The 14,814-nt window shown below is 50.9% G+C and carries 10 protein-coding genes; all 10 read left to right on the plus strand.

The window, feature by feature from the left end; all coding sequences use genetic code 11:
- Nucleotides 1-348 precede the first annotated feature (348 nt).
- The 10 genes from ACTNBU_RS01210 to brxL all read left to right on the plus strand — a co-directional run bounded on the left by ACTNBU_RS01210 (nucleotide 349) and on the right by brxL (nucleotide 14,728).
- A complete protein-coding gene (locus tag ACTNBU_RS01210; protein ID WP_417281237.1) occupies nucleotides 349-723 on the plus strand; it encodes a type II toxin-antitoxin system PemK/MazF family toxin in 375 nt (124 codons plus the stop codon).
- A gap of 39 nt (nucleotides 724-762) precedes the next feature.
- Entirely contained in the window at nucleotides 763-1,014 is a 252-nt protein-coding gene (locus ACTNBU_RS01215) for a DUF6870 family protein (RefSeq protein WP_273581487.1), read from the plus strand.
- Between the two features lie 65 nt (nucleotides 1,015-1,079).
- Nucleotides 1,080-2,741 carry a recombinase family protein gene (locus ACTNBU_RS01220; RefSeq protein ID WP_273581486.1) on the plus strand — a complete coding sequence of 554 codons (1,662 nt, stop codon included), beginning with the start codon at nucleotides 1,080-1,082 and terminating at the stop codon, nucleotides 2,739-2,741.
- Nucleotides 2,741-4,462 carry a recombinase family protein gene (locus ACTNBU_RS01225; protein WP_441029919.1) on the plus strand — a complete coding sequence of 574 codons (1,722 nt, stop codon included), beginning with the start codon at nucleotides 2,741-2,743 and terminating at the stop codon, nucleotides 4,460-4,462. Before ACTNBU_RS01220 ends, ACTNBU_RS01225 begins: the two co-directional genes overlap by 1 nt.
- Nucleotides 4,459-6,063 (plus strand): recombinase family protein, encoded by a 1,605-nt coding sequence (locus ACTNBU_RS01230; protein WP_441029921.1) that lies wholly within the window; start codon nucleotides 4,459-4,461, stop codon nucleotides 6,061-6,063. Before ACTNBU_RS01225 ends, ACTNBU_RS01230 begins: the two co-directional genes overlap by 4 nt.
- A 187-nt stretch (nucleotides 6,064-6,250) precedes the next feature.
- Nucleotides 6,251-8,305, plus strand: a complete 2,055-nt coding sequence (pglX, locus tag ACTNBU_RS01235; protein WP_441029923.1) for a BREX-1 system adenine-specific DNA-methyltransferase PglX — start codon at nucleotides 6,251-6,253, stop codon at nucleotides 8,303-8,305.
- Between the two features lie 9 nt (nucleotides 8,306-8,314).
- Entirely contained in the window at nucleotides 8,315-8,620 is a 306-nt protein-coding gene (locus ACTNBU_RS01240; protein WP_072849725.1) for a YjcQ family protein, read from the plus strand.
- A 36-nt stretch (nucleotides 8,621-8,656) separates the two neighbouring features.
- A complete protein-coding gene (locus ACTNBU_RS01245) occupies nucleotides 8,657-10,108 on the plus strand; it encodes an RNA-binding domain-containing protein (protein WP_441029926.1) in 1,452 nt (483 codons plus the stop codon).
- Between the two features lie 6 nt (nucleotides 10,109-10,114).
- Nucleotides 10,115-12,637 (plus strand): BREX-1 system phosphatase PglZ type A, encoded by a 2,523-nt coding sequence (gene pglZ / locus ACTNBU_RS01250; RefSeq protein WP_441029928.1) that lies wholly within the window; start codon nucleotides 10,115-10,117, stop codon nucleotides 12,635-12,637.
- Between the two features lie 30 nt (nucleotides 12,638-12,667).
- On the plus strand, nucleotides 12,668-14,728 hold the full coding sequence (gene brxL, locus ACTNBU_RS01255) for a protease Lon-related BREX system protein BrxL (RefSeq protein WP_441029929.1): 2,061 nt from the start codon (nucleotides 12,668-12,670) through the stop codon (nucleotides 14,726-14,728).
- Nucleotides 14,729-14,814 lie beyond the last annotated feature (86 nt).

The raw sequence follows: 14,814 nt of genomic DNA on the forward strand, positions 1-14,814 counted from the left end.
CTTACTGAACCTTGAAAATTTCATACACATTCATCAGGTACGTTCCTGTGCGGGAGAGATTCTCCAGCTGCATGATGGTGCGCCATGACACGCCTGCCCGATCCGGGTGATTACGGAAAGCAAGGCGGTGAGCGATTCCGGACCAATCAGAAATATCCGGCTGCAACGGATAAGGCGATGAAACGCACAAGGGATAATGATACTTCCGTAATTCGCGGCCCGGCCACAATGAAGGCGGGGAGGTTAGAATCCTATGAGGCAGCTTCGCAGACTGCCGCCTGGTGAGTTCCCCGCCTCCGGGGGTCGTGGACGAATGGGAGGCAGTATATAGAATTTAAGATTTGGGAGGTGAAGCCATTGCGGAAAAACTGGGAGTACCGGCGCGGAGATGTCTATCTGGCGAATCTCGATCCGGTCGTGGGCGCAGAGATCGGCGGTATCCGCCCGGTATTGATTCTTCAGAACAACACGGGCAACTTCTTCAGCCCCACGCTGATTGCCGCGCCGCTCACCTCCAACATTGATAAAAAGCCGAATCAGCCGACACATTTCCTGCTGGAACAGGTACGCGGGCTGAGCCGGCCTTCCATGGTGATTCTGGAGCAGCTGAAAACGCTGGATAAGCGCCGGATCATCAGATACATGGGACGGGTGGACAGCAATATCCTGTACAGCCCGGAATTCTGTAAGTGCCTTGCGGTGAGCCTGGCGCTTTATTTGTAATATGCATGCACTCACGATGAGTGCGGAAAGGAGCAGACCATGACACTGGATGAAATGAGAAAAGTGGACATCCGGACGGTTGACCCGGCAACGCTTCATGACCGCCGGGATGTGCGCATCGACAGCCGTCAGCCGAGAGAAAAACGCATTGTGTCCTACCTGAAGCAGATAGGCAATCCCTACTGCTACGTTGACGACGGTGTTGTCGTCAAGATCGGGTTTATGAACACCCGCGAAACGATTGATGACCGGCTGGAAGGCTATGCCCGCAGTCAGGTCAGCAAGGGATGAAACAAATATCGACATCATCGACTGTCCCGGATGATTTCAATACAATGATAGCGGAGGTGATAAAAATGCCAGACAGAATCTGGAACGCAGCAGAATATACCCGTCTTTCCCGCGATGACGGCGACAAGGCGGAGAGCAATTCCATAACGAGCCAGAAAGAAATCATCCGGGATTATGTGCGCAGGCATCCGGAATTTGTGATCGTTAAGGAGTATGCGGATGACGGCTATTCCGGCGTCAACTTTGAACGTCCGGGCTTCAAGCAGATGATGGAGGACATCAAGGCCAAGAAAATCGACTGTGTGATCTGCAAAGACCTCAGCCGGTTTGCCAGAAACTACATCGATGCAGGACGGTATCTGGAAAAAATTTTTCCGTTCATGGGCGTGCGGTTCATTGCCATCAATGACAACTACGATTCCTGCGGCGAAAAGGCGCAGTCCGATGCGCTGATCGTACCGTTCAAGAACCTGATCAACGACGCCTACTGCCGTGACATATCCGTCAAAATTCGCTCTCAGCTGGACATCAAGCGCAAGATGGGCGACTTCATCGGAGCCTTTGCACCCTATGGCTACCGCAAGGATGAGGCAAACAGAAACAGGCTGGTGGTGGATGAAGAAGCCGCCCGCACGGTGGAGCTGATCTTCCGGCTCCGCATACAGGGACTGTGCAATTCCGCCATTGCCGACCGGCTCAACAGCATGGGCGTCCTGAGCCCCATGGAATACAAACAGGCGCAGGGCTTCAATTACTCCTGCGGATTCCGCAGCAACGAACAGGCAGAGTGGAGCCCCATGCTGGTGAAGCGAATCCTGTCCAATGAAATCTATATCGGAACGCTGATCCAGCACAAATCCGGCACTCCGAACCACAAAATCAAAAAGCGCGTGGAATATGACCGGGACGAGTGGATCGTCATCGAGAACAATCATGAGCCAATTATCTGCCGCTCGGATTTTGACACCGTTCAGAATCTGATGCTGCGGGATGTCCGCACAGCGCCGAAGCAGGAAAAGGTTCATCTGTTTTCAGGCTTCGTGTTCTGCGGCGACTGCAAACACACTATGGTGCGAAAGACCGTCCCCAGCGGCGGGAAAAAGTATCATTATCTGGTCTGTTCCACTAACAAAGCGGGCAAGGGCTGTTCTCCGCATACATTCAGCGAGGACAAGCTGAAGGCCATTGTGCTCCGGGTGGTCAACGACCATATTGAACTGATCGCTCAGGTGGAACAGGTGCTGGATTACATTGCATCGCTGCCGGAGCAGGAGCGGCGCATCATCAACTATGACGCCCAGATGACGGCGCTGGAAAATGAAATCAAGCGGTATCAGGATTTGAAAATCAACCTGTATTCGGATATGGCGGACGGCGTGATCAGCCGCGAGGAATACAAGGAGTTCCATGCGGGCTATGACCGCAGGATTGCGGACAGGCAGCGCCAGCTCGGAAAGCTGAAGGATGAGCGCAGTCAGGCCATGGAGAACAGCTCCGGGAACATCGAGTGGATTGAACAGTTCAAAAAGTACCGGCATCTGACGGAGCTGGACAGGGAGTGCATCGTTCACCTGATTGAGAAAATACTGATCTATGACGGCAAACGCATTGAAGTGTGTTTCCGTTACAGAGATGAGCTGGAAAACGCATTGCAGTATATAGAACGGTTCGAGGATGTCCTTCCGGCCGAGGAAGGCGTAACAATACCTGAGAGGAGGAACGCATAATGGCAAGAAAGAAAAGACAGTATTTACAGCCGGAGCAGGCGCAGGAACCAGTCAGCGCCATGCTGCCGTCCGTCTGGGAGACGGCCATCTACGCCCGACTCTCGGTTGAAAACAGCAAAAAGAACGACGACGGCGATTCCATCGAGGGACAGATTGAAATCTGCCGGGATTATGTATCGGAGCACCCGTACCTTCATCTGGCGGATACCTATGTGGACAACGGCTGGACTGGAACCAATACGGACCGCCCGGAGTTTCAGAGACTGCTCTCCGACATTCGGGAGGGAAAAATCAAGGCGCTGGTCATCAAGGATTTCAGCCGCTTCTCCCGTGATTATATCGAGGCTGGCAACCTGCTGGAGAACATCTTCCCGGCCATGGGCGTGCGGTTCATCTCGGTGGTTGACCGTTATGACAGCTTTGAAACAGACGGCTCCGCCAGCAGCCTGCTGATTCCGCTGAAGAACTTGATCAACAGCTTCTATTCCAGAGACCAGTCCAAGAAGGTGTCGCTGGCGGTTCATGCCAAGCAGCTGGCCGGCGAACACATTCCCAGCATGATTCCCTACGGATACCGGAAATCGACCACACAGGAGTACCGGTTTGAACCCGATCCGGAGACTGCGCCGATTGTCAAGAGAATCTACGCACAGTTTCTCAGCGGCACCGGAGCGCGCCCCATCATGCGCCAGCTGAATGAAGAAGGAATTCCTTCTCCCGGTAAGCTTCGCTATCTGCGCGGACAGACCAAGCGGGCGTGCTACTCCGACTGCCGCTGGACACAGCAGGTCATCAAGCAGATATTGATGAACCCGACCTATATGGGCGATCTTGTCTTTGGACGAATGCCGACGGCGCTTTATCTGGGTCAGCCGGATTATCACTATGAGCCGGATGAGAGCAAGTGGCGTATCCTGCCGGATATGCACGAAGCGCTGGTCAGCCGGGGCGACTTCTATCAGGTCAGAGAAATCCTGGAAGCAGGCCGCCGTGAGAATGAGGCCAAGCTGGAAGCCAGCCGGAATTACCGCGAAAAGCATCCGCAGATCTTCAAACGCGGAATCGTCCGGTGCGGACACTGCGGCTCCAATCTCGGTTACAGTCGTCACGGCGAGAAAAAGGAAGGTCGGTACAGCTGCCGGAACAAGCAGTATGGCCGCTGCGATGTTGCCGTTGGCATCTCTGAGAAAAAGCTCGCGCCGATTGTCTGGAACGCAATCCAGACGCAGTTTGCCCTGTTCGCGGATTTTGAGGAAGTGGCCGGGCGGCTGAAGGACAGCGGCATTCAGACAAAGCGTCAGACCGAGCTTCAGCAGGAAATGCTGGAAGTCAGCAACCAGCTGTCCGGTTATCAGAACAAACGGGAGCAGCTCTACAATGACTATGTGGACGGTATTCTCTCTGCCGGAGACTATATCGAGCTGAAAACCCGCTTTGACACCGCGTATCAGGAGCAGAGTTCCCGCCTCAATCAGCTGTCGGTGGAGCTGGCCAGGCTGAACCGGATGCTTTCTGATGAGAACAAGTGGCTTGTGAACATCCGGAATATCCGCAAGGCACGGAAGCTGACGCCGGAAATCGCCCAGGCCATGATTGACCACATCAACGTATATAAAACCGGTTATGCCCAGCACCGGCTGGAGATCATATTCCGCTTTCAGGAGGAACGGGACGCGCTGGAAGCGGCTTATCACGAATTGGAAGGAGGCGAAGCCCGGTGAAGAAACTGTACCTGTACATCCGCCTGTCGGATGCCGACGATGACCTGAAATTCAAGACTGAGAGCGAGAGCATCGCCAATCAGCGCACGCTGCTGTATCGGTTTATCCGCGCCCGCCGGGAGTTTGACGGCTATGAAGTGGTTGAGTTTATCGATGACGGCTACTCCGGCACCAACGGCAACCGTCCGTCCTTTGAGCGGATGATTGAAAGCCTGAAAAACGGCGAGGCCAATGTGGTTATTTGCAAAGATTTCAGCCGCTTTTTCCGCGACTATGTGGAGATCGGCGACTATCTGGAGCGTATCTTTCCGTTCCTGGGCGTTCGCTTCATTGCCGTCAACGACGGGTATGACAGCGATGATTACAAGGGCTCCACTGCCGGCATGGAAGTGGTCATGAAGTACATCGTCTATTCCTATTACAGCCGCGACCTGTCCCAGAAGATCAAAACCGTCATGAGTACCAGAAAGAGCAAAGGAGAGTTCGTGGCTTCTCAAGCCCCATACGGATACATGAAAGACCCGGATGTGAAGCGGAAGATTATTCCCAATCCGGATACCGCGCCTGTGGTGCGGAAAATCTTTGACCTTGCGCTGGAGGGAAAAACGCCGGCAGAAATTGCCGTTGTTCTGAACGATTACAAGTTGGAAACGCCGTCGGCCTATTATATGCGGATGAATCCTGACAGCAAAAAGTTCCGCACTTCTTCTAAGGAAGCCTGCTGGACGGTCAGCAATGTGCGGGAGATTCTGAAGCGCCGGGAGTATACCGGTGTGATGGTCATGAATCAGCGCCACTGGAAGGGGCTGGACAATCCCCGGACGGTTTGGACGGATGAATCCGAATGGCAGATCATTCCGGACTGCCATGAAGCCATTGTCAGCGAAAGCGAGTATGAAGAAGCGCAGAAGGTGTTCCGCAAAATCCGCAAGGGGTATGATCGGAGCCCTGATCAGTATCTGCTGCGCAGTCTGGTTCACTGCGGGGCCTGCGGACGCACCATGCAGCGGCAGAAACACTCCCCGGTGGTTTACTATACCTGTCTCAAGTCTGTTTCCAACAGAGAGACTGCCTGCCCGGTGGGCGAACGGTTCATTGAGGCTGACCTGGAGCGCATCGTGAAAAACGACCTGCTTGAAAAGCTCCGTCTGCTGGTAGATGCAGATGATCGCCTGTATGCGGCAGCAGCTGCCAGCGAAGGCACAGAGGAAAACATCAGATTCCGGCTGGAACAGATTGAAAAACGCATGAAGCAGATTTCTTTGAAGCGAACCGGAGCTTATGAGCGGTATGCTGATGGCTATCTGGATCGGGAGTTGTATCTGGCAGAACGTGACAAGCTTTATGCTGAAGCAGATACACTGACCGAGGAAAAAGATAAGCTGGAAAAGGAGCTTTTATCCCTTACTCGGAGCAAGAATAAGGATATGGAGGATGCCGTCAATAAGGTACAAGATGTTCTCTCAGCCAGCGAGCTCACTAATGAAATGCTCCTGTTCTTTATCGACCGCGTGAATGTGTACAGCGGCATGAGGGTGGAGATCATCTATCGCTTCTCCGATGAGATTGCAAGAGCCATCGAAGATATGAAGAATGGCTGAAAATAAGGCGCAGCGCGGTATCCAGATTGTTTTGGGCACCGCGCTGTGCTATAATTAGATTTGAGAAATTGGGCTCATATGAGGAAACCATTGCTCGGTTAAGCACCACAAAGTGGCTTTGGAAGCCTCATATTTTTTTAGTCTTTGCTTAACATCAGCAAACCCGCCGTATATAGGAAGCGGAGGTATGTCTGATATACTCACGCAGTACCTTAAAATAAAATATGCAGATGTAAAGAACGACCTGTTTTCGGTCTGCATTAAAAGAATGATTACATTTGTATCATCCAACGGATATATTGCATATATCGCCCCACAGTCTTGGATGTTCCTTTCCACACAGGAAGGGTTACGCAACCAGCTGTTAAACACTCTAACTTTGAATAATTTGCTTGATTTAGGGACTAAGGCCTTCGACTCTGGCTTTGGAACAGCTACGGCAGTATTTTCTAAAAAACAAACTAAATCGCTAAAAGCAACTTGCATCAATTTGACCACTTCCGATGACAAAGAAGCTCTGTTTCTCTCAGAAAAAACGGATAGGTATGAATGCTCGTCAAGTACATTTGAAAAACTTCCTGGAATGATTTTTTCATACTCCTGCACTGAAAAGTATAGCCGCTGGTTTGCTCAACAGAATATAGGTAATTATGCTACACTTGACTGCGGGATAAAAACAGGAAGTAATAATACATTTGTGAGATTGTGGTATGAAGTTTCGGTGAAAAAGTTTGCATATCGAAATGCAGATTTAGCTGATTTGGAATCCGGGCAATATAAATGGTTCAAATACAGTCAAGGTGGAGGATTTCATAGGTGGTATGGCGCTATTGAAAATGTAGTTGATTTAGAAAATAATGCGGCAAATATTCGCAAGTCAATAAGTAAGGCTACATATAGATTGCGAGATAAGACTAAATACTTCTTTTCAGGCATGGTCTGGCCTATGGTGGGAACAAATAATTTTAGTTGTAGATATTTGCCGAGAGATGTTCTCCCTGATATAGCCTCAAATGTTATATATTGTATGAATGACTATCAATGGGAATTGCTTGCATATATGAATAGCAAAGTATTTAATAAATTTATAATTATGGTTAATCCAACGGTCAACTACCCAATAGATAGTGTTGGTGCAGTTCCCTTCAAACAACCTACAATTTCAGATCTTAGTATAATAAAGAAAGTATCTCAAGATAATTGCGAATACGGGAAAAATGACTGGGATTCCTATGAAACCTCATGGGACTTCCAGCGGCATCCGCTTCTGCGCCCAGTTACCCGTCTTGCAGATGCTTTCACCGCATGGAAAACCGAGTGCGAACAACGCTTTTTGCAGCTTAAAACCAACGAGGAAGAACTGAACTGCATCTTTATTGACATCTACGGTTTGCAGGACGAGCTGCCCCCGGAAGTGGCGGACAAGGATGTGACCGTCCACCGCGTCTTTGACACCAAAGACGATGTGCCGGAATCCATGCAGGGCAGCAGCTTTGTCCGCACCAAGCGGGACGAGATCGTGTCCCTGCTCTCCTATGCCGTGGGCTGTATGTTTGGGCGCTACTCATTGGATGTAGACGGGCTGGCCTATGCCGGTGGGGACTGGGATGCAGATAAGTACAAAACCTTCATGCCGGATCGAGACGGCATCCTGCCCATCACCGACGAAGAGTATCTGGAAGATGACATTATCTCCCGCCTGTGCGACTGGCTGAAAGCCGTCTACGGAGCCGACACGCTAGAAGAAAATCTGGACTTCATCGCCGGGGCTCTGGGCGGCAAGGGCAACAGCAGCCGGGAGATCATCCGCAACTACTTCCTCAAGGATTTCTTCAAAGACCACTGCAAAACCTACCAGAAGCGCCCGATCTACTGGCTGTTCGACAGCGGCAAGCAGAACGGCTTCAAGGCGCTGATCTACCTCCACCGCTACACACCGGACACCATCGGCAACCTCCGCGTGGATTACCTCCACAAGATGCAGCGCGTCTATGAATCCGAAATCACCCGGATGCAGGACATGATTGACCACAGCACCAACGCCCGTGAGGTTGCCGCTTCCACCAAGCGCAAGGAAAAGCTCCAAAAGCAGCTCAAGGAGTGCCGCGACTACGACGAGATGATCGCCCACCTCGCCCTGAGCCGCATCGAGCTGGACTTGGATGATGGCGTGAAGGTCAACTACGAAAAAATCCAGACCGCCAGCGACGGGAAGAAATACTCCGTTCTGGCAAAAATATGAGGTGTTGATATGGCAATTAACAAATTAAAAGTAATGCTGAGTTTCATGCGCGAAATTAACGATGGAAATATGCCGAGTGCTGCCGATTATGGCATTACCAACAGAGAATTTTGGGAAATAATTGATGCTTGCCAAGATGAAGGCTTGATAAAGGGCGCTCGATTTTCAAGAGGCGGTCAAGGAAATCCTATCCTTATGGCCTTCCTTGATGGAGTGACCCTAACGGTAAAAGGGCTGGAATATCTCGATGAGCATTCAGCAGCTATGAGAGCATATAAAGGCTTGAAAGAGCTGCGAGATTGGCTCCCGTTTTGATTCATTTCAAATTTAACGATCAAGGAGGTGGTCGAGATGACCGCAGAAGAGATTTTCGCCGGCGAATCTGAGAATATCGAGTTCAAGAGCGAGATCCCTGCCAAAAGCGAGAAATACATGAAGACCGTGGTTGCCTTTGCCAACGGCAAGGGCGGCAAGCTGGTCTTCGGTGTGGAGAATGGCACATGGGCTGTCACCGGCTTTTCCAAAGAGGAAGTCTTTCAGAAGATGGACGCAATCACCAACGCCATTTTCGATAGCTGCGAACCCAAGATCACCCCGAACATCGCGGTGCAGGAAATCGACGGGAGGGCAATCATCGTTGTTGAAATTATCCCCGGTATGCAGCGCCCCTACTATATCAAGAGTCAGGGCATCATGGAAGGCACCTATATCCGTGTAGCTGGCACGACCCGCCATGCGGAGCGCTACCGTGTGCAGGAGCTTATCATGGAAGGGACAAACCGCTCCTTTGACCAGATGGAGCGGGAACAGACTGTTTCTGAGGAAGAGATTGCGGCCTTCTGTGAAAAGATGTACCAACACGCCCTCAAGCTGGCCGAGACAGACACGGCGCGGGAGCAGATCCAGAAAGTAGGCAAGAACCAGTTACTTTCATGGAAATTGCTGGTGGAGCACGATGGAGTCTATCACCCTACCAATGGGTATTTGCTGCTGAACGGCGACACGGCTGAGTTCCCCGATGCCGCCATCCAGTGCGCGGTATTCAAGGGGACTGTCCGGGATATTTTCATTACCCGTAAAGAATTTACCGGTGCGATCTATGAGCAGATCGAGGATGCCTACAACTTCGTGTTGCAGCACATCGACCTCGGCTCACGCATTGAAGGGATTGGAAGGCAGGATTATTATGAACTGCCCGTCAAAACAATCCGTGAGATGATCTCGAATGCAGTCTGCCATCGCAGCTACCTGACGCCGGGGAAAATCCAGGTGGCGCTCTTTGATGACCGGCTGGAGGTCACCTCCCCCGGTATGCTGGACAGTGAGATCACCATTGAAAAAATGAAATCCGGCCTCTCGAAGATCCGCAACCGTGGCATTGCAGCCGCCTTTTCCTACATGAACATCGTGGAGGCATGGGGCAGCGGCATCCCGAAAATGTTCCGAGAAGCAAAGGAATACGGTCTTCGTGAGCCGGAGCTGATAGACATGGGCAGCGATTTCCGTATCAACCTGTATCGGAAAGACGCGGCTACCGATCAGAATGGTGTCATTGATCCCAAAGAGCGTGACACCGATGATACCAATGACACCAAAGTTGAATCCAATGATACCAATGAAGAAGCGATTCTGCGCATTCTCCGAACCAATCCGAAAGCGACGCAGAAGGATGTTGTAGAGATGCTGGGAGTTTCCCTCGCCACTGTGAAGAGGCTCATGAACAGCCTTCAAAAAGCTGGCAAGATCAAACGCAAAGGCTCCAACCGGAGCGGGTCTTGGGTAGTCATAGACCAGAAGGAGTAAAGCGGCATGGCAGAAATGAATATCAAACAAATCATAGACCGGCTGAATGCTGAGTTTACCGGCGATACCCGTAAACTCGTCTTTTGGTACGACGATAACGGCGAGTTTGTGGAGGATATGCAGAATGTAGATCTTGATAATGCCAAGGTCTACTTCTTGCAGCCGGACAATCAGTTTGCCACCAAGCTTTTTCTGGAACGGCAGGACACCACCACAAACTACCTCATCTATGCCCCCTTTCCGAAGCCGGATGTGCGGGACAACCATCTGGAAGACACGCTGCTCTACTCAAAGCGTTTCTTTGCAGACCGCGCCTCACTGCTCTCGGTAGATTTGGGGATTGACGAGAAATACAAGCCCATCATCGAAAAGCACATCAAGTTCTTTGCCAACAAAGAACGGACGCAGCGCTTCTATGACCTTGAGATAGAGAACTTCAACGAAGAGAACATCATCACGGGGCTTCTCTCTGCCATTTGCCGCACCCGTACTTGTTCCTTTGAAGAAGTGATCCGGGTTATGCTGACAGACGGCGAGCTTGCAGATAACAAGTTCCTGTCTGAGGTAGATAAATACGGCCTACTGGATGATTTCTGGAAGCTCTGCGAGCAGCATTTCGGCTATACCGATGTCAAGCCGACACTGGAAAAGCTGGTGGTGACCATGTTTGTCACCTACACAGCTAAATATATAGGAGGCGAGCTTCCGAAGCCGTGGAAGGTGTTCCTCTCCTATAAGGCCGGGAATATCATTGCCTTTATGGATAACCTGATGAACAATATCCTTTACCGTGGGCGCTATGATGAGCTTTCCGCTCATGTGGCCTCCGGCTTGAATGTCCAGAAGGCTTTCTCTGATTATTCGCCGGATGACTTAGTGAACTGCGATACCTTCCTTGCCGTTGACCAGACCCTCACAAAATGGATTGTGAAGCGGCTTTTGGCTGAGGATGTGGGGGCGACACTGGATAGCCTGACCATCCCGCAAATCTGCGAGAAGCGGAGCAAAATGCACTTTGGGGAAAAGACCGGAGGCTGCTATCAGATGCTTGACAGCGCCTATCAGATCATTCAGGCTGGAAATTACCGTTGCCCGGACAGCTTCAAAGAGATTCTGCGCCAATATCAGGAGAAGGACTTCCGGCTGGACTACGAATATCGCCGCTTCTATTCCGCTTACGATCAGCTCGAAGAAACGGCAGCTTTCGAGCCGCTGCGCGATTTGGTGGAAAACATCTATACCAACGAGTATCTGGAAACGCTGCTTCCCAAGTGGAATGCTGCTATTCAGGAACCGGACGCATTTATGGCACTGCCCTTGCAGCGAGATTTCTATGCCCGCAATTTGAAGAATGCCAAGGAACGCACGGTGGTCATCATCTCGGATGCCATGCGCTATGAGGTGGGCAAGGAACTGTTCCGCCGGATGCAGGATGACCCAAAATGTACAGCGAAGCTGGAAGTCCAACTCAGTGTTTTGCCATCCTATACCCGTCTCGGCATGGCAGCGCTGCTTCCACACGCAGAGCTGACGATGACGGACGATTTCAAGGTGCTGATCGATGGTATGCCTTGCGACAATCTTGCCGAGCGTGAAGCAGTTTTGCATAAGTACAGCAAGGACAGCACTTGTGTCCAGTTTGACAACATCAAGTCGCTCAAGGTCGCCGAGCTGCGCAGCATCTTCACCGGCAAACAGGTCGTGTATGTGTACCACAATCAGATCGATGCTCGTGGAGACAAGCCGAATACCGAGGATGAAGTCTTTGTCGCCTGTCAGGAGGCGATTGCGGAAATCACCGACCTGATCCGCCGCATCTCTACCAGTGCAAATACATACCGGTTTATCGTCACTGCCGATCACGGCTTTATCTACAAACGGGATAAAATCGCGGAGAGCGATAAGATCGAGGGAATCAAGGGCAAGACTTCCTTTATCAACCGGCGTTTTGTGGTCGCACAGGAACCCGTTGCAAGAGATGGCATCGCCAGCATGGAAATGAGCAAAGTTCTTCGCAACGATGATACCAAATGGGTGTCCTATCCTATCAGCGACGATGTATTCAAAGTGGCTGGCGGCGGGCAGAACTATGTACATGGCGGCTCATCCCCGCAGGAAATGCTTGTGCCTGTCCTTGGCCTCAAGATGGAACGAGGTCACATGGAGACGCGGAGCGCGGGAATTGCGCTGGTAAGCATGGTGCGAAAAATCACAAATAAGATCACCATACTGGATTTCATTCAGTCTGAGCCGATCAGCGATGTGGTCAAGGCTGCTTCTTATCGGTTGTTCTTTATCTCCGATGATAACGAGCGGATTTCCAATGAGAATAGCTGCATCGCGGACAGCCGGGAACAAGATGCTGCCAAACGCATCTTTCGCATGAAATTCCAGTTCAAAGACAAGAAGTACGACAAAGACAAACAGTATTTCTTTGTGATATACGATGATGCAACAGGGCTTGAGGTGTTCCGGCATCCTGTCATCATGGACATGGCATTTGCCGATGACTATGGCTTCGGCTTTTAAGGGGACCCTAAGTGACAGGAGGCGATTCAAATGGTTGATATGTCAGAAAATGAGGATAGAAGAGCTGTCATCAAATCGAAATTGCGGCAAAATTTCGATGGAAAGATTGTGCGCAAGGATTTGACCAAGAAAATCAAGGAAGGCGCAAATGTGCCTGTCTATGTCCTTGAGTTCCTGCTGGGACAGTATTGCAGCTCGGATGACCCTGATATTATTGAAGAGGGCGTAGAGAATGTAAAACGCATTCTTGCGGATAATTTCGTCCGCCCCGATGAGGCGCAGAAGATTCTCTCTGTGCTTCGTCAGCGTGGCAGCTACACCGTGATTGATAAAATCACAGTGAACTTGAACATCAAGCGGGATTTCTATGAAGCAGAGTTCTCCAACCTTGGACTCAAGAATATCCCCATAGACGAAGAATATCCCGCCAAATTTGACCGTCTGCTCTGCGGCGGCATCTGGTGCATCGTGCAACTGGACTATGAGTACATGGAGGAAGATCGGAACGGAACGCCAATCAGCATCCGAAAGCTCACGCCAATCCAAATGCCTCATGTGGACATTGAAGAACTGAAACAGGGGCGCAAAGCATTCACGCAGGATGAATGGATGGATGTGCTGCTGCGCTCCATCGGCATGGAGCCGGACACCCTGACTTACCGCGAAAAATGGCTGCTCCTGATCCGCATGATCCCGCTTGTGGAGAACAATTTCAACCTCTGTGAGCTGGGGCCGCGTAGCACCGGTAAATCCCATCTTTACAAAGAGATTTCCCCGAACAGCATTCTCGTTTCCGGCGGTCAGACAACGGTAGCCAATCTGTTTTATAACATGGGGCGCAAAACCGTTGGCCTTGTCGGTCTTTGGGATTGTGTTGCCTTTGACGAGGTTGCCGGTATCCGATTCAAAGATAAGGACGGCATCCAGATCATGAAGGACTACATGGCATCCGGGTCCTTCGCTCGCGGAAAAGAGGAAAAAGCCGCAAGCGCGTCAATGGTCTTCGTGGGCAATATCAATCAGAGCGTGGATGTGCTTCTTAAAACATCCAGCCTCTTTGATCCCTTCCCGCCTGAGATGGGTACCGATACAGCTTTCCTTGACCGGATTCACTGTTATCTGCCCGGTTGGGAGATACCGAAATTCCGCCCGGAGCATTTCACTGATGACTATGGCTTCATTACTGATTATTTGGCGGAGTTCATCCGGGAGCTGCGCAAAGAGCAGTATGGAGATGCGCTGGACAAATATTTCCGTTTAGGCACCAACCTAAACCAGCGTGATACCATAGCGGTTCGGAAGATGGTCGGTGGACTTTTGAAGCTTGTTTACCCGGATGGAGAGTTTTCCAAAGAGCAACTGGAAGAGATTTTGAAGCTTGCCCTTGAGATGCGCCGCCGCGTCAAGGAACAGCTGAAAAAGCTGGGAGGCATGGAGTTCTATGATGTGAATTTCTCCTACATCGACAAGGACAGTTTTGAGGAATACTATGTATCCGTTCCTGAGCAAGGCGGCGGTAAGCTGATCCCAGAAGGAATGTGCAATCCCGGTCAGGTCTATACAGTTTCGCAGGGAAAATCCGGCATGATTGGCGTGTTCCGGCTGGAATCTCAGATGCTTCCCGGTAACGGCAAGTTTGAGCGCACGGGTATTGGTTCCGAACGCGAGGCAAGAGAGGCTACAAATACTGCTTTCAACTTCCTCAAAGCAAATGCCGGACACATTAGCGGGACGATCAGCACCACGACAAAGGACTATATCGTCAATTATCAGGATTTGCAAGGCATCGGCATGACCAGTAAGCTTGCCCTTCCGACGCTGATCGCACTGGCTTCCATTGCCCTGAACAAGCCCACTGTCAGCAGCTTGGCTGTACTGGGAGAAATCAGCATCGCCGGTACGATGATCAAGGTGGATGAGCTTGCAAACGCCCTACAAGTTTGCCTCGACAGCGGGGCAAAGAAAGTATTACTGCCCATTACATCAGCCTCAGACCTTGGCACTGTCCCCTCAGAGTTGATCGGATGCTTCAATCTCATCTTCTATCAGAGCGCCGAGGACGCAGTATTCAAAGCGCTAGGCGTCGAGTAACTGAACGGTAGATGAACTTTCTTCCGTTTTTTCAGCGAGCCATATAACTGTGATGAGATAGTAAAAAGCGCACGAAATGAGGATGA

The organism is Dysosmobacter sp. HCP28S3_G4 (assembly GCF_052065175.1).
Lineage (GTDB): Bacteria > Bacillota > Clostridia > Oscillospirales > Oscillospiraceae > Oscillibacter.

Coding starts and splice junctions, on each gene's coding strand:
- ACTNBU_RS01215 (WP_273581487.1), top strand. CDS start 763: ATGACACTGGATGAAATGAGAAAAGTGGACATCCGGACGGTTGACCCG.
- ACTNBU_RS01220 (WP_273581486.1), top strand. CDS start 1,080: ATGCCAGACAGAATCTGGAACGCAGCAGAATATACCCGTCTTTCCCGC.
- ACTNBU_RS01225 (WP_441029919.1), top strand. CDS start 2,741: ATGGCAAGAAAGAAAAGACAGTATTTACAGCCGGAGCAGGCGCAGGAA.
- pglX (WP_441029923.1), top strand. CDS start 6,251: ATGTCTGATATACTCACGCAGTACCTTAAAATAAAATATGCAGATGTA.
- ACTNBU_RS01240 (WP_072849725.1), top strand. CDS start 8,315: ATGGCAATTAACAAATTAAAAGTAATGCTGAGTTTCATGCGCGAAATT.
- ACTNBU_RS01245 (WP_441029926.1), top strand. CDS start 8,657: ATGACCGCAGAAGAGATTTTCGCCGGCGAATCTGAGAATATCGAGTTC.
- pglZ (WP_441029928.1), top strand. CDS start 10,115: ATGGCAGAAATGAATATCAAACAAATCATAGACCGGCTGAATGCTGAG.
- brxL (WP_441029929.1), top strand. CDS start 12,668: ATGGTTGATATGTCAGAAAATGAGGATAGAAGAGCTGTCATCAAATCG.